At 38.6% G+C, this 25,879-nt stretch carries 24 protein-coding genes, 1 pseudogene and 1 CRISPR repeat array; of the genes and pseudogenes, 15 read left to right on the forward strand and 10 right to left on the reverse strand.

All coding sequences use genetic code 11. The features are described from left to right. The first annotated feature begins 11 nt into the window (after positions 1-11). A CRISPR array of direct repeats spans positions 12-1,487; the repeat unit is 36 nt; unit sequence GTGTACAACTCCTATGGAGTCAGAGGTTAAAAACAC. Positions 1,488-1,921: 434 nt separating this feature from the next. From cas6 to cas5, 5 genes are all read left to right on the forward strand, one after another. Then, positions 1,922-2,572, forward strand: coding sequence for a type I-MYXAN CRISPR-associated protein Cas6/Cmx6 (gene cas6, locus AC2JBO_RS07090; protein WP_496952927.1), 651 nt, complete (start codon positions 1,922-1,924; stop codon positions 2,570-2,572). A gap of 61 nt (positions 2,573-2,633) precedes the next feature. Next, positions 2,634-5,069, forward strand: coding sequence for a CRISPR-associated helicase Cas3' (gene cas3, locus AC2JBO_RS07095; protein ID WP_496952928.1), 2,436 nt, complete (start codon positions 2,634-2,636; stop codon positions 5,067-5,069). Continuing rightward, positions 5,053-6,741, forward strand: coding sequence for a type I-MYXAN CRISPR-associated Cas8a1/Cmx1 (cas8a1, locus tag AC2JBO_RS07100; RefSeq protein WP_496952929.1), 1,689 nt, complete (start codon positions 5,053-5,055; stop codon positions 6,739-6,741). The genes cas3 and cas8a1 overlap by 17 nt, the downstream gene beginning before the upstream one ends. A 3-nt stretch (positions 6,742-6,744) precedes the next feature. Further along, positions 6,745-7,680 (forward strand): type I-B CRISPR-associated protein Cas7/Cst2/DevR, encoded by a 936-nt coding sequence (gene cas7i, locus AC2JBO_RS07105; RefSeq protein WP_496952930.1) that lies wholly within the window; start codon positions 6,745-6,747, stop codon positions 7,678-7,680. A 70-nt stretch (positions 7,681-7,750) separates the two neighbouring features. After that, the gene (gene cas5, locus AC2JBO_RS07110; protein WP_496952931.1) at positions 7,751-8,347 is read left to right on the forward strand and encodes a type I-MYXAN CRISPR-associated protein Cas5/Cmx5/DevS; all 597 of its coding nucleotides are present in this window, start codon (positions 7,751-7,753) and stop codon (positions 8,345-8,347) included. A gap of 240 nt (positions 8,348-8,587) precedes the next feature. Here cas5 and AC2JBO_RS07115 read toward each other — a convergent pair whose 3' ends face one another. The 4 genes from AC2JBO_RS07115 to AC2JBO_RS07130 all read right to left on the reverse strand — a co-directional run bounded on the left by AC2JBO_RS07115 (position 8,588) and on the right by AC2JBO_RS07130 (position 13,611). Continuing rightward, positions 8,588-9,028, reverse strand: coding sequence for a DUF5615 family PIN-like protein (locus AC2JBO_RS07115; RefSeq protein WP_496952932.1), 441 nt, complete (start codon positions 9,026-9,028; stop codon positions 8,588-8,590). Between the two features lie 654 nt (positions 9,029-9,682). Beyond that, complete coding sequence (gene murD, locus AC2JBO_RS07120) at positions 9,683-11,059, reverse strand: UDP-N-acetylmuramoyl-L-alanine--D-glutamate ligase (protein ID WP_496952933.1); 1,377 nt, start codon at positions 11,057-11,059, stop codon at positions 9,683-9,685. Between the two features lie 81 nt (positions 11,060-11,140). After that, a complete protein-coding gene (glyS, locus tag AC2JBO_RS07125) occupies positions 11,141-13,288 on the reverse strand; it encodes a glycine--tRNA ligase subunit beta (protein ID WP_496952934.1) in 2,148 nt (715 codons plus the stop codon). A gap of 179 nt (positions 13,289-13,467) precedes the next feature. After that, entirely contained in the window at positions 13,468-13,611 is a 144-nt protein-coding gene (locus AC2JBO_RS07130) for a hypothetical protein (protein WP_496952935.1), read from the reverse strand. A 291-nt stretch (positions 13,612-13,902) separates the two neighbouring features. Between AC2JBO_RS07130 and AC2JBO_RS07135 the strand changes: the two genes are divergently transcribed. Then, positions 13,903-14,223 carry a hypothetical protein gene (locus AC2JBO_RS07135; RefSeq protein ID WP_496952936.1) on the forward strand — a complete coding sequence of 107 codons (321 nt, stop codon included), beginning with the start codon at positions 13,903-13,905 and terminating at the stop codon, positions 14,221-14,223. Here the strand turns inward: AC2JBO_RS07135 and AC2JBO_RS07140 are convergent. Beyond that, positions 14,220-15,275, reverse strand: coding sequence for an IS630 family transposase (locus AC2JBO_RS07140; RefSeq protein WP_496952937.1), 1,056 nt, complete (start codon positions 15,273-15,275; stop codon positions 14,220-14,222). The two genes, AC2JBO_RS07135 and AC2JBO_RS07140, sit on opposite strands and share 4 nt — an antisense overlap. A 98-nt stretch (positions 15,276-15,373) precedes the next feature. Between AC2JBO_RS07140 and AC2JBO_RS07145 the strand changes: the two genes are divergently transcribed. Further along, the gene (locus AC2JBO_RS07145) at positions 15,374-15,658 is read left to right on the forward strand and encodes an aspartyl protease (RefSeq protein WP_496952938.1); all 285 of its coding nucleotides are present in this window, start codon (positions 15,374-15,376) and stop codon (positions 15,656-15,658) included. Between the two features lie 464 nt (positions 15,659-16,122). On the opposite strand, the gene AC2JBO_RS07150 is transcribed toward AC2JBO_RS07145, so the two are convergent. From AC2JBO_RS07150 to AC2JBO_RS07160, 3 genes are all read right to left on the reverse strand, one after another. Next, entirely contained in the window at positions 16,123-17,478 is a 1,356-nt protein-coding gene (locus tag AC2JBO_RS07150; RefSeq protein ID WP_496952939.1) for a UDP-N-acetylmuramoyl-tripeptide--D-alanyl-D-alanine ligase, read from the reverse strand. Between the two features lie 371 nt (positions 17,479-17,849). Further along, positions 17,850-18,293, reverse strand: coding sequence for a tellurite resistance TerB family protein (locus AC2JBO_RS07155; protein ID WP_496952940.1), 444 nt, complete (start codon positions 18,291-18,293; stop codon positions 17,850-17,852). A 544-nt stretch (positions 18,294-18,837) separates the two neighbouring features. Beyond that, entirely contained in the window at positions 18,838-18,975 is a 138-nt protein-coding gene (locus tag AC2JBO_RS07160) for a hypothetical protein (protein WP_496952941.1), read from the reverse strand. 291 nt (positions 18,976-19,266) lie between these two features. Here AC2JBO_RS07160 and AC2JBO_RS07165 point away from each other — a divergent pair, with 291 nt between their 5' ends. Both AC2JBO_RS07165 and AC2JBO_RS07170 read left to right on the forward strand, forming a co-directional pair. After that, positions 19,267-19,557, forward strand: a complete 291-nt coding sequence (locus AC2JBO_RS07165) for a hypothetical protein (protein WP_496952942.1) — start codon at positions 19,267-19,269, stop codon at positions 19,555-19,557. Positions 19,558-19,572: 15 nt separating this feature from the next. Further along, a pseudogene (locus tag AC2JBO_RS07170) lies at positions 19,573-19,824 on the forward strand (GNAT family N-acetyltransferase); the annotation flags it as partial. 5 nt (positions 19,825-19,829) lie between these two features. On the opposite strand, the gene AC2JBO_RS07175 reads toward AC2JBO_RS07170, so the two are convergent. Together AC2JBO_RS07175 and AC2JBO_RS07180 are read right to left on the reverse strand one after the other, a co-directional pair. Next, a complete protein-coding gene (locus AC2JBO_RS07175; RefSeq protein WP_496952943.1) occupies positions 19,830-20,927 on the reverse strand; it encodes an FAD-dependent monooxygenase in 1,098 nt (365 codons plus the stop codon). 286 nt (positions 20,928-21,213) lie between these two features. Next, a complete protein-coding gene (locus tag AC2JBO_RS07180) occupies positions 21,214-22,008 on the reverse strand; it encodes a DUF3598 family protein (protein ID WP_496952944.1) in 795 nt (264 codons plus the stop codon). Between the two features lie 27 nt (positions 22,009-22,035). Here AC2JBO_RS07180 and ureE point away from each other — a divergent pair, with 27 nt between their 5' ends. From ureE to AC2JBO_RS07210, 6 genes are all read left to right on the forward strand, one after another. Continuing rightward, positions 22,036-22,479 (forward strand): urease accessory protein UreE, encoded by a 444-nt coding sequence (ureE, locus tag AC2JBO_RS07185; RefSeq protein ID WP_496952945.1) that lies wholly within the window; start codon positions 22,036-22,038, stop codon positions 22,477-22,479. Further along, the gene (locus AC2JBO_RS07190) at positions 22,457-23,143 is read left to right on the forward strand and encodes an urease accessory protein UreF (protein WP_496952946.1); all 687 of its coding nucleotides are present in this window, start codon (positions 22,457-22,459) and stop codon (positions 23,141-23,143) included. The genes ureE and AC2JBO_RS07190 overlap by 23 nt, the downstream gene beginning before the upstream one ends. Before the next feature lie 6 nt (positions 23,144-23,149). After that, on the forward strand, positions 23,150-23,752 hold the full coding sequence (gene ureG / locus AC2JBO_RS07195) for an urease accessory protein UreG (protein WP_496952947.1): 603 nt from the start codon (positions 23,150-23,152) through the stop codon (positions 23,750-23,752). A 167-nt stretch (positions 23,753-23,919) separates the two neighbouring features. Next, a complete protein-coding gene (locus AC2JBO_RS07200) occupies positions 23,920-24,042 on the forward strand; it encodes a hypothetical protein (RefSeq protein ID WP_496952948.1) in 123 nt (40 codons plus the stop codon). A gap of 95 nt (positions 24,043-24,137) precedes the next feature. Next, positions 24,138-24,764, forward strand: coding sequence for a DUF5678 domain-containing protein (locus tag AC2JBO_RS07205; RefSeq protein WP_496952949.1), 627 nt, complete (start codon positions 24,138-24,140; stop codon positions 24,762-24,764). A 149-nt stretch (positions 24,765-24,913) separates the two neighbouring features. Then, positions 24,914-25,876: an acetamidase/formamidase family protein gene (locus AC2JBO_RS07210; protein ID WP_496952950.1), complete on the forward strand. Its 963-nt coding sequence runs from the start codon at positions 24,914-24,916 to the stop codon at positions 25,874-25,876. The last annotated feature ends 3 nt before the right edge of the window (positions 25,877-25,879 follow it).

Raw genomic sequence — 25,879 nt, forward strand, 5'->3', positions numbered from 1 at the left:
CGTAACAATTCGTGTACAACTCCTATGGAGTCAGAGGTTAAAAACACAGCTTTGTTACGGGTGGCGTACTTTGCTTCTATTTGTGTACAACTCCTATGGAGTCAGAGGTTAAAAACACCGTTTCGTGCGGGTAACGCTTTAGCGGCTAACACGTGTACAACTCCTATGGAGTCAGAGGTTAAAAACACTATTTGAACTTGCTGTTCTTGATAAGCAACTAGTGGTGTACAACTCCTATGGAGTCAGAGGTTAAAAACACGGTATTCTCCAATAAAATCTATTTTATAAAAACCATGTGTACAACTCCTATGGAGTCAGAGGTTAAAAACACATTTTAAGTTGACATTCCCACACATCTCATGCTAAAGTGTACAACTCCTATGGAGTCAGAGGTTAAAAACACTATGTCATACTCTAGTGGTCTTTCTCCTTTTGGTAGTGTACAACTCCTATGGAGTCAGAGGTTAAAAACACTCTTTGATAGTTGGGAGTAGTTCGGCGCAGTATTCGTGTACAACTCCTATGGAGTCAGAGGTTAAAAACACAATGATTAGTAAGTGCGTATGTTGTAAGCAATTAAGTGTACAACTCCTATGGAGTCAGAGGTTAAAAACACAATCCCCTTAACACTAACTTTGGAAAAGATGCAATATGTGTACAACTCCTATGGAGTCAGAGGTTAAAAACACAGCTATAAAGGCAGGCATAAATCCAAAAGTATCTTTAGTGTACAACTCCTATGGAGTCAGAGGTTAAAAACACGCTTTCCCATCGACCACCAAAGCTAATTTGAACTTGAGTGTACAACTCCTATGGAGTCAGAGGTTAAAAACACTACTTTTAAACTGGCGCCTCAAGAACAAGAGCAAATGTGTACAACTCCTATGGAGTCAGAGGTTAAAAACACTTTAATTGTTGATTTGCTAGTTTACCGATTGTGTTGTGTACAACTCCTATGGAGTCAGAGGTTAAAAACACGTTGGATAAGGAGAATTAATCATGACTAAACGATAGTGTACAACTCCTATGGAGTCAGAGGTTAAAAACACATTACGTTCCAAGCCTTGAAGTAATACCTGGGCTATCGTGTACAACTCCTATGGAGTCAGAGGTTAAAAACACATTTATTAAGCCCGCCGATTTGCTCTTCAACGAGAGAGTGTACAACTCCTATGGAGTCAGAGGTTAAAAACACAATTCAAGCAAGTGCGGGCGGCGTAATTCCTCAAAATTGTGTACAACTCCTATGGAGTCAGAGGTTAAAAACACATTGATAGTTGAAACTGTGTTTGCAGTAATGTTTATTAGTGTACAACTCCTATGGAGTCAGAGGTTAAAAACACGTTGATTTCATCATTCAAGCAAGGACGCATTACCAGTGTACAACTCCTATGGAGTCAGAGGTTAAAAACACATTAAAGTCTAGTTATAAAAAATAACCTATCCGTTAAGTGTACAACTCCTATGGAGTCAGAGGTTAAAAACACAGCGGTGCCTGTAACCAATATACAGCAAACTTGCTACAGCTTATTTGCAAGTAACTGCTCACTCGAAACAAAAACAGCACAGAAAGCTTTGTGGTGCCGTTTTGCCAATCGCTGAAAACAATAGTAGACAAACTTTTGAAAGAATGCAAGTACCAATCGCACCTAATAATAGACTAAAACCCTTAATCTGCTTTTGATTGGTGAATTTTCACTCAGTTTCAAAATTAATACAGTCGTGGGTACTTGCGAAAATCAGCAAAAGCCTTCAAAATCATACTATATCTTACCTTAGACCACACCCGTGGTTGTTCAACTAAGAACTGCCATTCTGGATAAATAGTGCCAGTGAGAATCCCAATCAGATTTTCCGGCTAACCTATTGACACCGTTCGGTGATAAGTAATATTATCCAAGGCAGTTTAGATTTTAGTAAAATGCTAAGAACTGCTATAGTTTCATCAGGGATTGAGCTACCGTCTGAACCTCTCTTAGAGGTAAATTTTCCCATAGCGTGCGGAGCGAAGATATCTTCACTACATGGCTACTGCATTTATTCAGCGTTGAAGAGGGAAATGCCGTGGTTAGGTGATTGTCCATTTACCTCGATTTCCTCAATTGCGGGAATCAAAGATGGTAAGGGTTTGATTGAAACTCAGGATTTTTCTCGTTTGCAAATTCGTACACCACTGTCAAAAGCTGGCTCTTTTTATGGGTTAGCTGGTCGAACTTTGAGTGTCGGACAGGGAAAAATTTCTTTGCAAATACCTACTATTGCGCCATTACATACGAGATCAACTTTAAAAGCGCGCATTGTTATTATTCATTTATCACCTAGGGAAGATATTCCTTCTCCTGACCGTTTTTTAGCTGTTGCGACTCGACAACTAGGTGAAAGAGGGGTTCGAGGAAAGGTTTCATTGTTGCTTCGTCGCGGCGCCTTAGATAACAAAGTTCTGATAATCAAGAATAAACATATACCGGGATATGGTGTACAGGTAACAGACTTGTCGGAGGAAGATGCTGTTAAGCTGTTAATTTTAGGCTTGGGAGGTAGGAGAAAGATGGGCGCCGGTTTTTTTAATTGAATTCGTTATTTGACCTTTGACACCTTTTGGTGCTGCCAACAGTTCTATATATTAGTGGACTGTGAAAAAATTACTTGCAAAGTCTATCCGTGCGGATAGCAATGAAAAGGATAAGGATGCTTTAACTCTAGTTGGACATTTAGAGTTAGGAATTATTGCGGCACAAGCTTTTCAGGATATTGCCCCAATTATTTGTTATAAATTAGACCTGACGCTCACACCAGAAGAATTAATTCAAACGGTTGTTTTAGCTATTTGGCTGCACGACTGGGGAAAGGCAAACGAAGATTTTCAGGCAATGGTGCATAAACCTTCACCTCCTCAGCTTCTGCAAAAATGGTATGGCATTAGTACTAAAGTTCAATCAAACAGAAAAAAGCACCTAATCAGGCACGAACTATTAAGCGTTGTTTTCGCTACACGTTATAATTCTGTGTGCCAATGGTTAAAGTCGGCGCCGAATGTCAAGCTGTTTTTAGCAATCTTAGCAGTTTTAGGTCATCACCTTAAAGTAAAAGATTATAGTTATTTTAGTGACGGTGTAGGTTCTGAGAGCTTAAAAGTTTATACAGACAAAGAATATTTTAAAGAAATATTAGAGTTAGGATGTAAATACTTAAAACTAAGTGCTAATTTACCTAAGCTGCCACAAGAATTTGCAGAAGGTAAGCTTAAAGCTGAATGCTATGAACTTGGTGGACATACAAAAAGTTGGTTTGTGCAGTTAGATGAAAAATGGAAAGGTAATTTAAACCAGCTTAAACAAATCGCAGTTGTGAAAGCTTTAGTGATGGCAGCAGATTTGGCAGCTTCAGCACTGTTAGAACAGGAGAGAGGAAAGCATAATTATACTGATTGGATAAAAAATGCCCTCTTACAAACAATGTCAGCATCTGAACTACAGTTAGTTGTTGAACAAAAGTTAGAAGGTAAACCTTTATTAAAGTTTCAAAAGGATGCAGCAAATAAAAAATCTAGAGTTTTAATAGTCATTGCTGGATGCGGTGCTGGTAAGTCAATAGTTCCATTTTGCTTTTTTAAACGACTAGCGTCAGAAGAAAATCTAGAAGCAAAAGTATTTTTCTGTTACCCGACGACCGCAACAACTTCTCAAGGATTTATAGACTATGCAGTGCCAACCAAGATTGAAAATACCCTACTCATGCATAGTCGTTCTTGGGTAGATGAACAAATTAAGCTTAAAGGTATACTCAATAGCTATGATGAGGAAGGTGACGAAACAGAAAATAAAGATAATGATGAAGTTGCTCAGTTTCAAACTAAAGTAGAAGCATTAAAACTGTGGCATTCTAAATTAGTTTACTGTACTGCTCATACTGTATTAGGTCTGTTCAAAAATCATCGTAAGGGAATTTATGGATTTCCTGGTATTGCTCAAGGTGCATTTGTATTCGATGAAATACATGCTTATCCACCTAAGCTTTTTGGCACGCTTTTACAGTTCATTCGAGTCTTTAGTAAAGCTAATATCGTGCTAATGAGCGCTTCAATGACTCAGCAACAAATTGATGCAATTCAGGGTATATTAGCAGAAACGGAAGATAAAGCAGAAATAGTAAGAGGACCAAAAGAGATTGAAGAGTTACCTCGATATCAACTAGTGTCTGTTGAGAAAGAAGATTTAGTTTGGCATGAAATAATTCAGGAGTTAGAACAGGGGGGAAAAGTTTTATGGATAACTAACCAAGTTGCTGATTCTCAAAGGTTATATACGGAAGCAGTAGATAGGTTCAAAACATTATCTTTTGCCGTTCAAACCTTAGTTTATCATTCTCGCTTTCGCTACCAAGATGCCTGTAACCAACATCAACAACTAATTAAAGCGTTTCGAGGTGAGCTACCAGCTTTTGCGGTAACAACTCAAATCGCTGAAATGAGTTTAGATATTTCTGCAACGCTTTTAATCTCTGCTAATGCACCAATTTGGGCATTAATTCAACGACTGGGTAGACTCAATCGTTGGGTAGAAAAATCAAAACAAGGTTACACATTGAAAACAAATCGTATTTGTAAAGCTTTAATCTATCCTTGGGAGAAAGAAAAACCCTATGATAAAGAAGATTTAGAGACAGGAACAGCGTTGATTAAAACTTTAGAGGGTCAAATAGTTAACCAAACTCAACTTGCAGAAGAAATGAGTAAAACTTCTCTTCAAGCACCCTCTCCGGATAAATGTGAGTGGTTACAAACTTGGCAAGCAAAGCAAGGTGAACTTATGGAGGCAGGTTACACAATTCAAGTTATACTTGAGGATGACGTAGCAAAAATTCATAATTCGACAGAAAAACCATATTTAGAAGCACAAAAATGGGCAGTTTCTGTACCAATTCAAGATACTACGAAAAGTTGGGACAAAAATACTTTTAAATTCTACCGAGTAGCTCCAACTACAGATGTACATTACCACCCTGAAATAGGCGCCTACGACCCAAAATTAAACAAATCTTTGCAAGCGCGTTATGGTCACAAAAGCTAAACCATCCCAACCTTTAACCGAGAGAGTTTTCCAATTATCATTATGGCGCCCTTTTAACACTCCTTTACACCGTGTGGGTTTGGCAGGGTTGTACATGAGCTTAAATTACTTACAACCATCCAAAGGAAATGTAATTGACTGGGATTTAACAACAGAATCAATAACCCTACGCTGGAAGTGTACTGACCGTGAAGCTTTAACTTGGTTGTTAAATCATACATATCAATTTAATGATTCAGTTCAAGGATTAATCAAAATTCCTGCGCTAGGGGAAATTAGTACAGATACTGCTGTCACCATACACAATGGTATTCTTAGTACATTTCTACAGCATCCAAGTTCTGTAGGTGGAGAAGGAATCAAAAAATGTACGCTTTCGTTCGATGAAAACCAAACAATGGAGGTTGACTATAAAGCTATCAACCGCTACAACCATCAAGACCTAAACCCATTCGCCAAAACAGGACTATATGACAAACAAGATTACTTTCTTCCTTATATTCGCATTGCACAATGGCTTATTCCTGGCGCCACAGAAAAACATGTTGCAATAGCAGGTGGCAAAACTAGGTTGCAAGAATCTCCAGAAGGGTTTCTTAGTTTACTATTTGCACCAATTGGCTGTAGCTATTATCAAGTACGCTCACGTCTAAAAGCAAATAAGTACAGATGGGCTTTAATTATTCCCAACATCAGTAATTTAGAAGAATTTGCAAAAATTCGTCAAACAGAAGGTTTTCAAGTAGCCAACTATGGTAATTACTTTGCTTCTGGGTTATCTGATGCTTCTCTCCATTATTTACTTACCCTTGCAGGTAATCAAACCATAGCTTTGCAAGAAACTCCAAGCTGTGAAGTGTGGGCATTTGGAGATGTGCCTTGGTCACAACAACAAAGTATCACCCAACATAATACAGTTATTCTTCATCCACATATTAGACAGAGGTATGAGATATGTGAAAGTAAACTAACAAAAGGAGTTAAAGTTGGTAAAAACGGTACATTTATTGATGTCAGCTTCGGTCGAGAGATTGCAACTGAGAATTTAGTTGCAGAAAAACCTTGGTATAGCGGTCTTCATGACGTTCTCAAATTCAATACCGAAGTTTTTGGACGCTTGCATTTTGAACAACAACGTCTAAGAGATATGAAAGAAGCAATGATTTCAAAACAATTGACCTCGGAAATGGCAACCTTGTTTGGAGATGCCTTTACCTGGCAATTATACGAGCAACGCCGCGAATTAAGGCGCAATACATCTTCTGGAACACCTAATTACGATAAACTGGAAACCGACTTACTAATGTCGATTCGTAACTGCCGCTCTCAACCAGATTTTGTACGTTTACAAACATATGTTTTTAGCCGTCCAACAGCCGTTAAAAACCCGTTTATACAAGGAATTGAGATAGGTGATTTTTACTCATGGGCAAAGCAAAATTGGCAAGATTGCCTAGCTTTAATGACGTTAGCAATTGTCGGCTATCAAGACCCTTGGAAAACTTCCAGAACAGCAACGTATTTAGAGTCTATTGGCAAGAAAAAGCCTAAATATTTAACCGACACAAAGAATGAAGAAGGCAATGATACATCTTTACCGCAATCAGATGATTCTGATGATAACGATATTGATGAGGCGCCACAAAGTAACCCATTATTAGACGAGGACTAAACAATGACTTATCACTTATTTGGAAATTTAATTACTGCTCGTGGTGTAGCTGCAAACAATCGAGGCGAAACAGAAGGAAATCGTACTACTTTACCTAAAGTTTTTTGGGGAGACAAATTACACGTTGCTGTTTCCGCAGAAGCAATTCGCTGGGCAATTCGTTATTACTGGCAAATGATGGGAATGCCTGTTAATCGTGAGTGGAAAGAAGATAAGCAAGATGTAGAGTGGCAAGGTGTTTCTAATGATAAAGGCGACAAATTTGACCCAAAAGAATTTATTGATGATGATGTAATGGGTTACATGGATGTTAAACCAGGCAAAGGTAGTGAACCTTTTAAACGCCGAGGTGCGTTAGAAGTAACCCGTGCGATTTCATTACAAAGTGCCGAACGAATAGAAATTACCTTCAACTCAAAAAGTGGTAGCAAAGGTAAAAAAGGAAACAAAGACTCTGAAGCAGAAAAAGCAAAAACTGCTATTTATTCCACAGAAACTATTACAACTAGGTTCCAATACGGTTTAGCAATCACACCTCAACGTTTAGTTGTACCTGAACGAGTTGTAGATGTACTTCACGCAGTCACAAAGTTAGCAAATGTAGGTGGAAATCACGCTCGTTTTCTCTTTGATTTTTCACCTGAATCTGTAATTTTTCGGTGGACTCACCATCCTGTTCCGCAATTTTTATACTGTTTTGAGCAACCAGAGGAAGATGTTTTAACAGCCACACGATTAAGACAATTAATAGAATGTGAGGAAATTCCTGCCGAGGAAATTTGGATTTTTGGAGGTTACGCTTTTACAGAAGAAGCAAAAGCTTTAAAACAAAAGGGTGTTCACGTAGAACCAAGTATCCGTAAAGGGGTAAAAAGTTTGTCAGATAAAATCGAACTTGATTTAGGTATAAAATCTAACAAGATTAAAACTGCTGGGTAAACTTTTTACCTCTAATTATCTTGTTTACCTTCGACTCCATAGGAGTATACACCTTACTGTAGATTAACTTATGCTCTCACTACAAATAACGGCGCCTTTTGCGACATTTACAAACTCGCGTTCCAGAGAGTACGCTGCCTCATTTAAGTATCCATCTCCAGCAACTATCTATGGATTACTGTTATCACTCGTTGGAGAAATAGACCGAACTCGACATTTAGGTGTTAAGATTGCAATTGGAGTATTATCAAAACCTAAATCTACAGTACTACTTAGAACCTTCAAGCGCAGGAAAGATAAAGATATTAATTCACCTGTAAATTCCAGACCTGATTATCAAGAAGTATTGTGCGGGCTTGACTTAATCGTTTGCGTAGATTCTAGTGAAGATAAAAATTTATTAGAAAACCGAATATTAGAAACACTCAATCACCCAGAAAAAACTGACAGATTTGGAGGATTAAGCTTAGGAGAAAGCCGAGATTTAATTAATGATTTACGTATTATTGAGCAGCTACCTATATCTATTGATTGGCTTGTCAAAAATCCCAAAGGTGAACCATTACCTGTATGGGTTGATTATCAAGGCTCTGAAAATACTCGTTGGGAAAGTTTTACTTTAGGTAATTTCCATCAAGATGCTTTTTGCACTATTAAAGCCAATTAAACTTTATTTAACGCCCTAAGTTTGAGCCGAGCTTTCCTGCTTATTCCACAAGATGATTAATTTAATTTAACTATCACTTTGCAACGTTGTTCTGAATCTAACTTTTTTCTCACTAATAACAACATATTGATTTACTAGTCTATCCGCATAGTTTTCCAATAAGCGTCTAAGCGTTTCAATCTTATTTGTGGCTCGTTCATTTTCAAGTCGCATTAATATTACACCTTTATGAGGGCGTGATTAACGGTAAATTTTTTCACCAAAGTCTTTATCGTTAGTAATTAAAATCCAATCCTCATCAAATGCTTTTTGTAGTATTTCATCATCACTAATACCGCGCGCATTATTATAAACAGAAAAAACTTCATGTTCTTGAGCTACTAACCAACGTGCAACACGAGGGCCTGTACATTCATCAACTAAAAAACGCATGGGAGCAAACTCTATTTGTAGCGGAATAAATGTACTATCAGATAATGATTTACTTGCAAATAAGAAACAAGCTTGAATATCTTCTGAACTCAAACCTTCGTACTCTTCAAGTATTTCTTCAATAGTGGCGCCATGTGCAAGTAAGTTAAGAATATACTCAACACTTAAACGTGTTCCACGTATCACAGGTTTTCCAGCTAATACACTTTGATTAATAACGATTCGTTTCAGTAATTGATTGTCTGTCATGGTTAAAATTTGTCAAATGTGATTTTATTATATTAGTAATTCATTTGTATTGCTTAAATTATAAAGCAATATTCGATTAAGTGCGTGTCTGGAGCTTGTATAAGGCGCCTGCATATAAATTACAACCCTAATATCTCCAAACAAAAAGCCCAGTTATGATAACTAGGCTTTTGTGGGGTAAGTCCCCGTCAGGTTTAAATTAGTAAGTTAAATATAGTGTTGTTTATCTTAACTACCACTACAAACCCACGAGTGACGATTTCGGAAAAAATCACCTGATGTTGTTTATCAAAGTAAAATTAAACTGTTCCCTTGGAACTGGCGCCTCATTCAAAGTCAAAAAGCTTCTCTCTCTGCTCTCTCATGGTCTATGTGGTAAAAAAAACCCTAAAGCACAGGTGCCGAATGCCTATGCTACAAATGCACCGAAATTAATGACATCGGCGCCTATAATAAGGTGCGTGAAAGCAAATTAACTTTTCAATCAGGTGAAGATTGTAATAGCTTTCACAGCACCCTACCTCTTCCTTTGTGTCCTTTGTGCCTTTGTGGTTCCTTCTTTCCAACTCTTTGTTTGCGTTCTTTGTGGTTCGTTTCTCCTCTCTGCTCTCTTATGGTCTCTGTGGTTAAAAAATCACCGCATAAGCGTCTTGCCTATGCTACAAAGTTCAAACATACTTTGCGGAAGTCGTCACCACGCACTTCAAAGTTGGGATATTGGTCAAAGCTTGCACATGCAGGTGAGAGTAATACTACTGAAGCTTGATGTTGCTTGGCTAACTCTGCGGCTCTTGGTACTGCTTTTTCTATTGTTTGTGCATCTTCAAAGTTAGTATATCCAACTTCTTGTAAACGCTGACTAAAATAGGGCGCCGCATTACCAATTAAAACAACTGCGGCTGCTTGTTGCTGTATTTTTGCTAGCCATGCAGTATCATCTCCTTCTTTTGCTTCTCCACCAGCAATTAATATCGCAGGACTTTTGACTGATACTAAACCAACTTCAGCAGCATCGTAATTAGTCGCTTTACTATCGTTGATAAAATCAATTCCTTGCCAAGTACATATATATTCTAAGCGATGTGGAACACCTGGGAACTCACTAACACCTTTATGAATAGCTTCGGGTTCTATACCTGCTAACCGCGCGGCAGCTACCGACATGAGTAGGTTTTGTAAATTATGGGCGCCTACCATTCGCAGTGCTGACGCTTCTATAATTTTTAATGGTTCAGAGGATATTTTCTCTATTACCCACCTATCTTCTATATAAAAGCCTTTCTCTCCAATAAGCTGGTCTTTACCGTGAAGACTTGTCCAGTAAGCATCCGACCATTCACTGGCGCCTACTTTCCGTAAATATGGGTCATCACCATTGAATATTTTTAATTCAGAGTTATGTAGTAACTTAGCTTTAATATTGTAATAATTTTCAAGCGTTTTGTGACGTGCCAAGTGGTCAGGTGTGAAAGTAGTCCAAATACCTATTCGCGGAGCAAAGGTAGAAGAAGACTCTACTTGGTAACTACTAATTTCACCAATAACCCAATCTAATTTAGTTTCGTTCTCAGCTAAACCAAACTCTAGGGCAACTTCTGTAGCAGCATAGCCAATGTTACCGCAAGCAGGCGCCTTTAATTCTGCTGCTTGAAATATTGCGGCTGTTAATGCTGTAGTTGTTGTTTTACCGTTGGTTCCAGTAATGCCAACCCACGGGACTGTATTGAGATGGCGCCATGCGAGTTCCATTTCGCCAATGGTTTCTATGCCCATTTCGCGCGCTTTAATTAATACAGGAATATCCCAAGGTACACCGGGACTGACAACTATTAACTGAGGTAAATCACTATCGAGTTGTAAAGTATAACCCAGTTTAGCTGTTATATGTTCGGCTGCTAATAGCTCTTGTTGCTTAAGGAGGTCGGGGGAGGTTTTAGAATCACCTAACTCTACCTCCCAACCATCCCTTTTCAACAATCTTGCCGCAGCGACACCGGACTTTCCCAATCCTATTACATGGGCTTTGGACATAGACTGTATTATTCCCTGGTTAAGCCTTCCTATAATAGCGTTAAATTGTTACATCCGCACAGCTTTTTTTTACATTCACTACTAGGATTTTACGATACCACCAAAATCAGCTAAAACACGGGCATGATTTCGCAGCAACCCAAGTGTATGTAGTCTGTTGCGTTTAATATCCGGATTGGAGTCCATCACTAAAACACTTTCTGGTCCGTCAAAAAAGGTACTTACTGTTGGAGCAATTTCCTGTAACGCTGCTACAAGTTTTTGGTAGTCACGTGATTTTTGTGCTGCTTGAGTTTGCGGCAGTAAATTTACCAGCGCGTTATAAAATGCTTCTTCGGATGGTTTCTGAAATAAATCTTTACTTACAAGCTGCGTTGGGTCTAACTGCTGAAAGTCCAAGTCACCTTGTGCAGCTAACCGAGTAGAACGGTTCACGGTTTCGTAAATTTCGCTTAACCGACCATCGTTACGAATTTGCTGTAGGAACGTCGCACGGTTCCTTACATCTAGTAAATCCTGTAATGCTCTTTCTGTATACTCTGGGTCTTCCCCTAACACAGCATTTACTAAGTCGTAGTCGATTTGTTTTTCCTCTTGCAGTAACGTCCGTACTCTTTGCAAGAAGAAATCTTTTAAAATGGGAATTAATTTTGCCGCATCTTTATTGTATGCAGTTGCAAAATCGTTTACTACCTGTTCGAGTAGCTCAATCAAATTTATCGTTAAATCTCCTGCCCAAGTTATATTAACTATCGCATTTGCCGCGCGTCGCAGTGCAAACGGGTCAGATGAACCTGTGGGAATCATGCCTAAACCAAATATACTTACCAAAGTATCGAGACGGTCAGCTATACCAACAACTTGTCCAGTTAAGGTTTGCGGCAAACTATCATCAGCATTACGCGGTAAATAATGCTCAAAAATTGCTTTTGATACCGCTTCGTTTTCTCCAGATACCGCTGCGTATTTTTCTCCCATCACACCTTGTAGTTCGGGAAACTCGTAGACCATCTGACTTACCAAATCAGCTTTGCACAGTAATGCAGCTCTTTCGATGTCTTGACTATCCTTCTTTGATAAATGTAGCTGTGTTGAAATATACTGAGCAACTTGACAAATTCGGTCTACCTTACGTCGTACTGACCCCAAGTCTTCTTGGAAAGTGACAGTTTCCAAATTTGGCAAAAAGCTTTCTAACTTTTTCTCAATATCCTTATCGTAGAAGTAGCGACCATCAGCAAGACGCGCGCGAATTACTCGTGCATTACCTAGCGCAATGATATCTGACTTTTTCGGGTCGCCATTGGATATAGTAATAAAGTTAGATAATAGCTCTTTTTTATTAGAGTCTTTAAAAATTGGGAAATAACGCTGGTGTGTCACCATCACCGTTGTAATGACTTCGGTCGGTAACTCCAAAAACTCTGATTCAAAATTACCAACTACTGCCGAAGGATATTCAACCAGGTTTATAACTTCCTCAACTAAATCAGGATACATTTCGGTGGCGCCGTTCTTACTACTGGCAGCAGCATACACTTGTTCTTTAATTGTATTGGCACGTTCAGCAGCATCGACAACAACATACGCCGTCCGCAAAGTTTCTGTATAATCATTCGCATGGGCAATACTCACATTTTCTGGATGTAAAACCCGATGACCGCGCGAAGTTTGGTTACTGATAACTTTTTCAGAACCATTATCTAACTCCATTGGTAACACTGCATCATCCAACAATGTTACTAACCACCGAATAGGTCTAGAAAAGCGCGCGTCTCCATCACCCCAACGCATCAACCGTTTACCTTCCAAACTAAAAATCCATTGTGGAACAAGTTCGGTAAATATTTCCGCAACCGGGCGCCCAGGAATATTTTTTTTAACAAAGATAAAATCACCCTTATCGGTAGGTCGCACCTCAAATGCTGAAATATCCACCCCTTGCTTTTTTGCAAACCCCACCGCAGCAGGTGTAGGCGCCCCATCTGAGTTAAAAGCACTTTTCGCTGGTGGACCCTTTATTTCCTCTTCCCTATCAGGTTGCTGTGCAGGTAAACCCTTTATTAACACCGCTAACCGTCGTGGAGTCCCATATATCTTTACTGCCTCACAAACTAAACTATTTTCATCAAGAGATTTTGGGATACGCTGCTCCCACTGCTTCATCGCACTGCTTACAAAACTCGCTGGCAGTTCCTCAGTACCAACTTCTAATAAAAAACTAGGCATAGGTTTATGTTTAGCACTTATTCAATTCCATAAGTTTACCTTGCCTATGAAAACTATGAAAATTCTTGTGGAACAGGCATCCCTGCCTGTGAATTAATGTATTTTTATTTACCACAGAGACGCAGAGGGCACAGAGGTAATTTGGCAACGGATATAACGGATGTAACGGATAGTTGATTTTAAATAACTTGCTGGCTATTAAAAGTGGCACCAGCATTTTTCTCTCGTTCTGCGCGGATGCGTTCGAGTAACACCGATGCGGGTGCATCGTTGGGGTCTTGAGGAACTAGGGCGCCGCGAAAGGCTTGCGCTAGTTTAGTCAATAATATACTCTTCTGTGCCAGGGTCTATGGCAATATACCAGTTATGATAAAGCTTAATCAAGCGCTTGACGCTCAAATATAATACGACACCTATAAGCAAGGCTCAGAGCGTTGTTGTCGGCGCCTTTCTACTTCCTCTGGTGGTATTGGTTTACGCGGGGAAAGTTACGGCGCCTCAATGGCAGGTAATGATGTCACTATACGTAGTACGTTACATATAGGTGCCAGTGATTTTATCGCTACAAATAAGATAAAATATAAACATTGCTCCATGTGGGATAATCAAAAGCTATGACGGAAGCTAAAACATCTCGTACAGCACGACGGGGAAGAATTTTTCCCGAAATTCAATGGACGGAAGAACAAAAAGCTAAATGGAGAGCCGAGCAGGAAGAATTTTACCAACGCGCTCTACCTGTTTTTAACCGTGTTAAGCCAGGATTAATTAAAACGCATTACAACTGGTTCATTGCAGTTGAACCAGATAGCGGGGAATATTTTGTAGATAAAGATTCATCCGTAGCTTCAGCGCAATGTCGGGACAAGCATCCTGGTAAAATACCACAAGTCTTCCGAATTAATGAAACAGGGACTTGCGGTAGTATACTTTAAACGGTTAAGATTTGAACTTTACGAAAAGATTGAAACTTGAGATTTAACAAGCTATTCAGTTTTTCTTTTTTATCTGTATTAGCTAAATCAATACAGTTAGATATAGCAGCCTTAAAGTTGGCAAAATTTTCATAGTATTTAGAGTACAAACATTCTTTTTTTACATACCTCCAAAAACGTTCTATTAAATTTAACTGCGGAGAATAAGATGGTAAAAAACATAACTGAATACCTAATTCTTCAGCGTAGTCTTGAACAAGCCTACATCTCTGATATCGAGCATTATCAAGAACAACCGCTATTGGTATATTTAAACCTAATGATGCCAATTTAAATAACATTTGACAAACTGTTTCCGAATTAATATAAGTTTCGTTTGTTAAAATTATTATTTCCTTTGTAACTGCATTTACCGCACCAAGAACATTAAATTTTTTACGACCACAAGGTGAACATATAAATGTTCTTACGAAGCACCATAAATACCCTAAGTAGGATTTATATACGAAATGCGCTGCGTCGAGGAAGAAAACAGCCTTTTCGCCGTTACAAGCTTGTTTTAATAAAGGTTCTAGCTTTTCTAGTCTATATTCTTCTTGTTCATCAATCTTACCTTCGTCCCCTGACTTTCCCGGCACATGACCCACCTTTAAGCATCGTAAACCTGTTCTTTTTAAAAAATCTCTTACTTGTGTAGGGCTACGTTTAATTCCTGTTATTTTTTCTATCGCATCGCTCGCTTCTGTGACAGTAGAAGGAGGATGTTTTTTAAAATGCTCTTTTAAAATATCACCATGCTGATTTAACTCACTTGGGCGCCCTTTATAATCTAATTTTTTAAGCTCTTCTATTCCCCCTAATTGATATTGTTTAATATATTTAGCTAATGTTGCTTTAGTAATTTGACATAATTGACATATATCTTTATGCATTACACCCTGACTTTTTAGGTACAGAACTTCCATCTTTCTCTGCACTAATGGATGAGGATGATGATATCGCTCGTAATGCAAATTATCAACATCTTCTTGCGTAAAATCTATTTTTAGCATAACTACTGTACCTTTTGGTTACACCCTAGCGCTTTTTAGCTATTATACTTATTCTTGGTGCTACACAAAAGTTTATTTTTCAGCCGTTAACAGTATATATGATTTCTGGATTTTTTGGTGATGAGGATACTTTGTTTTTCTCAATAGATTTAATTGCATCCGATGGTTTAGATTTTGCTGCCAATGTCATGCTTGATACAGGCTTTTCTTACTGGCTGGCAATGGATAAGCAAGACTTAGATGGACTTGAGTGGGTACGTCTAGAGCGGCAAATGATGCGTACCGCAAGAGGTGATTTTAACTTTGATATATACGCAGGTAAAGTACGAATTGATGGTCAAGAATTTGATAGACCCGTTCATGTTGGTGAAGGTTTGTCATAAATTTTAATTGGTTTACAGTGGTTAAAAACTCGTCGATTAGTTGTTGATATGTCACTAGGAATTTTAACACTAGGTAGTTAATAAAAAATATATTCCCCTCTCGCTCGTAGGTTCCGGGGTTGGGGGAGAGGTTTATCTTTATTCTAATAACTGTGCTAGCTGCTGGTCATGCTGCGCGATAAATCCAAAATTAGGCGAAGTTGGCTGGGGAATTCGGTAAGGTAGTGTTACTAATTTTTACCGGGTTAAATGACATCCGCACTACTTGTAATTTATTTGTAAAATTGAAGCGTTATTCGCGCTACCAAGAGCGCGATACCTGACATGTGTGACATGAACAAGTTTTTGGACAACTTGAAGCTAGCAGTCTCGAACTTCGTGGACTGTATATTCTTTGCGGTTTATTTTTTAACGAACCGCAAAGAACACTGCATATCGCTTTTGGGGATAGCGGTGGAAAGATTTTAACAGTTGCACTCCGCGCGTAACTGGTTAACTACTTTTTCCAACCCAACTGAATGTGCTGCTTTGAATAGTAAACGGTCACCTGCCTGTACATAAGACTTTAACCGCGCGACCATTTCTGTATGACAAGTAAAACATTCAGATGGAACACCTTCAGCACTTTCAACAATAGTCTTGGCATCTTGCCCATCAACTAAAACTAATAGCGCATCTAATTTGAGATTTTTTACCATCTCACCAACGTGCTGATGTAACTGCTGTGAACGTTCTCCTAATTCTTTCATTGCACCCAATACTGCAATGTGACGCTTACCTGGTGTTTCTGCGAGCAAATTTAACGCTGCTAACATCGCTTCCGGCGCCGCATTATATGTCTCATCCAAGATTACCACATCGTTGGGTAACGTAAATTGCTGCGAACGTCCTGATGGCATATGAACTTCTACACCTAATTCTAACGACGTAAAGCTTATATCAAGCACTTTCGCAACAGCCAAAGCAGCTAAGTAATTAGTCGCATTATGGCGCCCAGCGAGGGGTAAAGGTAGTCGCATTCCCGCAACTTCGATAGTATGATTATCGATAAGTTTGCCTTGGATATCACCACCCGATAATCCATAAGTGATAACTTCACCTTGCCAAATTTTTGCTGCGACTTCCATTAATAAGGGGTTATCGTAGTTAAGTATAGCTACACCGTCTGCTGGCATTTCGGCTAATAACTCACATTTTGCATAAGCAATAGCTTCTTCGGAACCTAGTAACTCAATATGTGCGGTTCCGACGTTTGTAATTACTCCTATTGTGGGACGGGCAATATGCGTCAACTCAGCAATTTGTCCTCTTCCCCGCATTGCCATTTCAATTACTGCAAAATCGTCTTCCTTGCCAACTTCTAATAAAGTCTTAGGTACACCAATCTCATTATTAAAGTTCGCGTGTGTTTTATGAACCTTGCCTTGTGTGGCTAAAACCGCAGCTATCAACTCTTTAGTAGTAGTTTTACCAACAGAACCAGTTACACCTATTACTGGAATATCCAAACTATCTCGCCACCAACGCGCGATGTTTTGGTATGCTATGAGTGTATTTTTTACTCGGAGTACAGTTAATTCGTGATTCTCATAATCAAAATCAACAATTGCAGCTACGGCGCCTTTTTCAATAGCCATAGACACAAACTTATGTCCATCAAACTTTTCACCGCGTAAAGCTACAAATACTTCACCCGGTTTAATTAATCTTGTGTCTGTTTGTATACCTATACTTATATTATTTAATGCTGTATCCGATACATTCTCAGGCTGGGCGCCAGTAGCTTCAATTAATTGAGTGAGGGTGGCAGAACAGGACATCTTGCTTGGATTTGTTACAAAGGTTCGTTTATTTATATTCCAACGTTAGTGAATAACGCGGGGATAAAAGTCCTTAAATCCTATATTTTTTTACTTAATACAGGAAGTGTAGAGGTTAACATTCTTACCTCAATTTGTCAAAGTTTGGCGCCTTCTGTTGAGAAATATTGCTTATAAATACAAAATAAATGTAAATTTTTTGACTTTCTATCTCTGTGAAGTTCATTTTTACTATTTGCCTACAAAAAATGTTTATTGAAAAACAGTTATAAACAAATTCTTCAGAAAAAGCAAATATTGGCAAGGGATGCAACAGATGTAACGGATAATTTACCTGTCTCATCCGTTACATCCGTTCTAATCCGTCACCATTACCCGCGATTTTTGATTAACATGACTTCGACAATTTGAGTTGCAACTTCGCTGTCTAAACTCAAAGCTTGATACAAATCGTTTAAAAACTCTTGCTCTTCAATTGCGATAACTCCATCGGCTAAAATCAAATCGGTCGCGACAGCAAACGCTGACTCCCGCATGTCGTAAGGTAGGGAATCTTTAGCAGTGTCGAACAAACTATTCATTCCTTCACGCCGTAAAATACTCAAAATTTTATCGAACATCCGCTGCATCACATCCTCTGGGTAGCTGCGGTACAACTTCATTCTTGATAATGCAACAGAAATACCGCGCGTTTCCTCTTCGGACAGATATCCATCAGCCGCAATAGCTGACACGGTAATAGCGGCAAAAGCTTCTGCTGGAGTCATTGCCTCTTTTACCGTATTATTACCGAGTACCTTGTCAAATAAACCCATTTTAGTGTTATCCTTTGGTTGGAAATATTTCGAGGCGACATTACACTCGTTATATAGCTGGCAAGCGTCATAACTTGTGCAATGTCTTTTTTCTTGTAATCTCAGTATTCCCTTTATTTTGTAAAAACTAACACCTCAAGTTCAGTATTGAACAGTTTTCCTTACCTGGGTAAATATATATACCGAAAAAATAATCACATAAACTACCGCAAACGCGCGAACGTAGTTTACCAAACATCCCTATCTATATATTGTCGTAGTTTGAATAGCTTCGCCCTCGGACTTGACCTCAGACCAAAAAATATTTTATCAACAAGCCTATCGTTGCTTGCTTCGTTCGTGAGTTGAAATCGCACAGCTTACCCTAAAGGTTTTACTCTTCGCACGTTCCAATCAAACTTTCACACTTAGTATGACCAGTGTCTCTGCTAGGCAAACACAAAGCAAGCAACACACACAAAAGCTCAAACATCTAATTGTGTACTTTTGTTAAGATACAGGAAATTAAAAGCGGGGATGAGAAATGCCCTTTCTTTTGTATTACTTAGCGTTCGCTTGTCTTTTCGATTGATTCAATTACTGCCAAACCAATACCCGAACCAGCGATAAGTAGCGTTACAGAAGCCAAAAAGGCATTGACAAGAATCCGGAGGGCATCATCGAAGAAAATATAGTTGTCCATTGTTTTATCCTCAATTGTGTTAATAAGCCAGTAGTTATTTATTCCTCCACACCCTGAAAGCCAAATTCCGTTAAAAATTTGCTCTTAGGGGTATCTTAACAAAACTTTAGATAAATCATAGCGCAATTACAAAAAAATCATCCTAAAGATAGGATGACTTTTTTATGAGATTTTGTTAGTACTCATACTGGTGAAATTTATGTTGTAAAAAGTAACTCTCTATTTTTGTAAGTATTTTCAACTAAGCAATACTAGTAAACATATATACTGTTAATCAGGTTATATATAAGTATGAACTTTTTACAAACAGAAATATATACAAACCGACTTTTACTCAAAGCAATCGATATAAAGTACAAGAAACAGATATTTAGAGAATTTACAGCAGAAATCGCCATTTATATGTCCCCATGTTCAGCAAAAGACATATTTGAGACGGAATCGTTTATAAATGAATCTATAGTTGGTTTAACCCAAGGGACAAACCTTCAGCTTGTAATTATAAAAAAAGATACACAAGAGTTTTTAGGCTGCACCGGAATTAACAATGTAAATAGGAAAACACCGGAACTCGGAATTTGACTCAAAAAATCCGCACACGGGAATTGTTACGGAATTGAAACAATTCGCGAGTTGAAGGAGTGGGCAGAAGAAAAGCTTGATTTTGATTATCTTATTTATCCTGTAGATAGAGATAATTACCCAAGTCGCAGAATTCCCGAACGCTTAGGTGGAAAAATTGTTAAGGAATATGACAAACAAAGTTTAAGCGGGAATATTTTACATTTAGTTGAGTACCGAATTGACCCCCCATTGTGGAACTCTAATCCTTGCCCGTCCTATATATAACTTACTTATTGAACTGTTTGAAGTTTTTTTGTGCGTCCTGCTTTTTGGCTCATTTCTCGACTTGTTCGCTGCAATTCGTGTATGATTGGCAAACGCTCTTTTTCAAATGTTGCTAATGCTTCGTCAACTGTAGCTGATGATGTTAAGTAGTTTGCAAATACTACAGCATCTTCTAGTCCGCTACTCATTCCTTGCGCTCTTGATGGACTTTTTGCGTGTGCTGCATCTCCTAATACTATTACTCGGTCAGCAACTATTCGCTGCATTGGATTAATGTCGTAAGAGTAGCGGCAAACTATATTTTCTTGAGGTGTCATTTCAATGGTTTGACGGATGGTGTCGGGGAGTTTCGCTAATTCTTCAGGAGGCATTTGAGTATTTTTTGGTGCGTGTAATCCTTTTTCGTCTTCTGGTTGTTCGCATTCGATAAAAAATCCCCAGTGACAGCGGTTTTGACCGATGTTAAATGCGTTTGCGTAAACACCGCGCGCACGAATATACACTACAAAGTCTCCTTCTGAGAAAATATAGTTGTTCGGCATAATTCCTCGCCATACAATATCTCCGAGATAAGATGGTTGAATGTTTGGTTCTACAAAACTCCGCACTTTGGAATTCAATCCATCTGTACCAATTAATAAGTCTCCTTCCCAGGATTGACCGTTACGAAATCTCGCTGTTACTTTACCATCGTTTGACTCTACAGATTCTAAACTATGGTCAAAATATAAGTTTTCGGAATTTACACGTCGCAGTAATGCTTTCGCGATATCTTCTCGATGCACGACAACAGCAGGAAAACCAGTTGCTGCTTCTGTTTCTGCTGCTGAGTTAGAAAATGCTATTTCACCTTTGAGGTTACGAAATACGTATGTATTAACTTTTATTCCTGCTTGAATAATTTCGTTACTAAGTTCTCTGTCATATACTGACAAAGCTTGCAATCCACTGGCAATCATCAAAATACCACACCCATCTACTCTTGGTTTCGGCGCTCGTTCAAATAGAGAAACGTCAAAACCACGGCTTTTCAATAATATAGTTAGATATAGTCCAGTAGTACCACCACCGACAATTCCAATTTTTGTTTGCGTTGAAATCATAAAAATACTCTGCTTTACAAATTTATAACGCTATTCCTGGTTCAAAGATAAACTCATCTACACAATAAACAGCTGAACTCCACAACGTTTTATTAAATTGTCTTGACAAAATTTGATATATAATTTTTATACTCACAAAAAAATTATATACATTGGTTTTGGTGAAGTACCCCTGTCTAAGTGGGTATGTTTCTATAAAATGGCTCTAACCTTCGTGTACTTTGTGTCCTTTGTGGTTAAAAAATTTCTCTTTGAACCACAAAGAAAAAATTTGTTAATTGGGCAACTAAACAGACTGCTGCGAGAATAATTCCAACTTCACATCAATAAAGGTGCCATTCTCATCATAGTTAACCGCAAGTTGTTGTAAGTGCGATGCTGTTACTATATTGGCAACGATAGTGAATTTGTTTCCAAGAGCTATTCGACCAGGACAGCTTACCGAAATCCCACTAGGAAAGAAGAAGTTTTTATTACCTTCGATGGGAAAGTGTAACTGGGTTTTTACAGAATCTGAAACCTGTAAATCTGGTGACATCGTTATTGAAGTGCCTTGCCAATTACCGCTAAAATCCCGTTCTGGGAATAAATTCATTTCAGTTGTCCAATGTTGAAGGTGTGAACCATCAATGTCTTCCCTAATACATACAGTTCTGATTAAATTGCCCTCACCATCGTAATGAGTTGTTACACTATTGCGACCATTATCTACTTTCAACAATAATTCAACTGCGAAATTAACCCCTACTTCAAATTCCTTCTTAAACCATATAGCGGCGCCTTGATCAAAAAACAAAGTCCGCATTGCTGGAATTGCTGCATGACATAGACCATCAGCTAAATTATCTTGTTGTTTGTTGATTTGCCATCTTTTCTCAACTATTTTACCGTCAGGGTACTTATACTCGTTGTTTTGAATTACCTGAGTTTGTTCTTGATTACCGCGAAAACTTCTCAAACTTTCAAAATATTCAAACATTTCACCTTGAGGTGAATACTTTGTGCAAACACCCTGCCAATCCTGCAAATGGTTCGCAAAAAAATTATCCCAGTTTTTCTCTCGCAAATCTGTAATAATCATGTTTAGACCTCGCCTATTTGTAAAAAAATGTTAACCGTTACCCGGCGCCAACCACCGAACCCAGATGTGTTAGTAACTCTAACACTAGCGCTGACAGCAGAAGAACGGACTCGTAGTCGTCACCGTTTTGAGACGGAAGACGGTAAGATTGTGTTTTTACGTTTACCGCGCGGGACTGTGTTACAGGATGGTGATATTTTAATTGATGAAGCAAATGAAATCAGAGTCAGAATTGTTGCGAAACCTGAAGCTGTAATTACTGTTACCGCACACCATGAATTAGATTTACTCCGCGCGGCTTATCATTTAGGTAATCGCCATATCCCTGTTGAAATTACACCTCATTTTTTACGATTGGCGCCCGATAGTGTTTTACAATCAATGCTTGAACACTTGGGATTACACGTAAAATCTGAAATCTCAACATTTCATCCGGAAACGGGTGCTTATGAACACCATCACCCTCACTAGTACTAATCTTATTTGGCTTTTACAGCTAGCGAGTTCTGCTTTACCTGTAGGTGCATATAGTTATTCGGAAGGATTAGAAACGCTTATAGAACAAAGTGTCATTACATCCCACAATACTCTCATGCATTGGCTAACTGCTGAATTAAAATATGGCGCCATCCGTTTAGAAGCAGCAGTAATAGTACGTGTATATCAAGCTTTGCAAAATCAAGACTTTGAAGCATTGACACGCTGGAATATGTGGTTAACAGCAGTGCGAGAAACCGAAGAGTTACGCAATAGCAGTTTGCAGATGGGACGGTCATTGATTCAATTGCTCGAAAAGCTTCAGCCAGATATTAAGATAATTAGTGATATTGGCGCCCCTATTAATTATGCAGTCGCGTTTGGTATTGCGACTGCATATTGGCATCTGGATATGAAAGCAGCATTACTTGGATATTTACATAGTTGGGTAAGTAACTTGGTAACTGCTGGAGTCAAATTAATTCCGTTGGGACAAACTACAGGACAGCAGCTATTACTAAACTTACAGCCAGTCTTAACGAGTGCGGTTGAAGAAGTATTAAAGTTAGAAGACGATGACTTAAGTTGTTGTAGTTGGGGTGTATCCCTAGCTAGTATGCAACATGAGACACTATATACAAGATTATTTAGAAGCTGATAAAATATGACAACTTTTCGAGTCGGGGTTGCAGGGCCAGTTGGTTCAGGGAAAACAGCGTTAGTCGATGCGCTGTGTAAAGCAATGCGTGACCAGTATAATTTAGCTGTGGTAACGAACGATATATATACACAAGAAGACGCACAGTTTTTAGTTCGCTCGCAAGCACTAGCAAAAGACCGTATCTTAGGTGTGGAAACTGGTGGATGTCCTCATACTGCGATACGTGAAGATGCTTCGATGAATTTAGCTGCTATCGAACAATTAGAAACACGCTTTACAAATTTAGATTTGGTCTTTTTAGAAAGCGGTGGAGATAACTTAGCAGCTACCTTTAGTCCTGAGTTAGTCGATTTAACTATTTATGTTATCGACGTTGCCGCAGGTGATAAAATTCCCCGTAAAGGTGGTCCAGGTATTACTAAGTCTGATTTGCTTGTAATTAATAAAATTGATTTGGCGCCTTATGTTGGCGCCGACTTGAGCATAATGGAACGCGATGCTCAGAAAATGCGCGGTGATAAACCTTTTATATTTACAAATTTAAAAACTCAACATGGTTTAAATGATGTAATTAAGTTTGTATCATTACATGTCGGTGGTTTGTAGCATAGGCATCTTGCCTGTGCAGTGATGTAATTTTATTTACCACAGAGACACAGAGCGCACAGAGAGAAGAGGAACAAACCGCAAAGAACGCAAAGGGCGCAAAGAAAGAATTATTAAGATATAACCCACCTACACTTTTGACATCAACCTAGGTCTTTATTTTAGTTGTGATTACTTTTGTTGAATTATTACTATTTGATACAGACAAGCAGTATTTATTAGATAAATTACTAGAAGCTGCTCTAAGAATTTGCGAAGAATACGAATCACAAAACAAGGTGCGTGATTAGATAAGTCAAAACGCAGCAGAATTTCTCCTTCTTGTTAGTGAAGCGAGTAAAATAAATATATAAATCAATATAAACGAATTTGAGGATATATCCGTATGAATATAACACCTTCGCCGCAAGAAGAAACTCAAGAATTACTCAAATGGTTAAATAGAAACCGACGGATGTTACTAGATTTGTACAAAAATCAGTACATCGCCTATAACGCAAACGGTATCATTAGCCATAGCGAACATTTACGAGAAGTTTTAGACATAGCAGAAGCTTCGGGACAAAAGTTTGTTATTTATTTTGTTCCTCGTTCCACAGGTTCAGTTCAAATACTACCAATTCGCTTTCGTGCGGTAGTGCGTCATGATTGGCAGCCAAATTATCAAGTACAACTTCAACACGGTAATAAAGTAATAGATGCTATGATGTTAGTAGATAGCGGCGCCGAACTTAGCTTAATTCCATTTAAAACAGGTGAAGAGTTAGGATATGTTTTGGCTGATTCTGAATCTAAACTAGTAGCAGAAACTATTGGCGGACAAGTCCATTATGTTCTGCGTGATATAAAAATGACTATTAATGAAAAACAATTTGTTGCACCTGTAGCATGGTTACAAACTGATACAGGTGCTGCCCAACTATTACTCGGTCGTGAAGTCATATTTGACAAATTCAATATAGAATTTCGTCAGTCTGAAGAAAAAATTATATTTCATGCTGTAGAGGCGTAAGGTTATAATGGCTGGTTAATGAAAATGATTTGGTGCTTATATAGGCGTTCAATCTTTAAGGCGTGCAGGGATGCCCGCTCCACAAGATGGAGAATTAATTTTTTGGGTGCCTATTATGTCAGAATAGATACAAAATTATTTATTCTCAAATGGTCTGTCATATTTTAAAGGCTACAAAGGAAACTGTGCATCTAGGTGGTTTTTCGCATTCACTACCGCCTGCGCTTGTGGTTGATTCGGGTGATGTTGTGGAAGTGGAGACTTATAGTGGGTTTTATGTCTATGATAAGGCGCCACCAGCGTTTGTAACTCCTGAATTTTTAGATATTTGTCAAAATTTGGCGCCTGAGCGTAAGATTGAGAAAGGTCCACATTTACTAACAGGGCCTATTTATGTAACAGGTGCAGAACCTGGAGATGTGTTAGAAGTTGAACTACACTCTATTTCTCCGCGTTTGCCTGTTGGTTTTAATGCTATTCGCAGTGGTTGGGGCGCCTTGCCACAAAAGTTTACACAACCTGCGCTAAGATTTATTGATTTAGATTTAGATAATAATATCGCTGAGTTTCCGAAGGGGTCGGGTATTGAAATACCTCTCTTACCTTTTTTTGGCATTTTGGGTGTGGCAACTCAAGATGAACACCGCTCTTCGATACCACCTGGATATTATGGTGGTAATATCGATATTCGAGAACTTCAAGCTGGCGCCCGCATCTTTTTACCTGTGTTTGTACCTGGTGCTTTGTTTTCGATAGGTGACGGTCATTCTGCACAAGGTGATGGGGAAGTTAATGTCACGGCAATAGAAACTTCGATGAATGGTACTATTACACTGAAACTGCGTAAAGATTTGCATTTGTCGGCGCCAATCGCAGAAACACCAACTGATATCATAACGATGGGTTTTGGAAATACCCTTGATGAAGCTTTAGAAAATGCTGTTACTAAGATGATTGATTTTCTTGAACGCTTTGTTGGTATATCAGCCGAGGATGCGTATGTCTTGTGTAGTTTGGCTGTAAATTTTCGGATTAGTCAGGTTGTGAATAGTCCACAAAAGGGTGTGCATGGGATGCTTCCAAAATCTATTTTGCCAAAAAATGTATTGTAAGGA

Source organism: Calothrix sp. CBUCES-K 9914 (genome assembly GCF_059640475.1).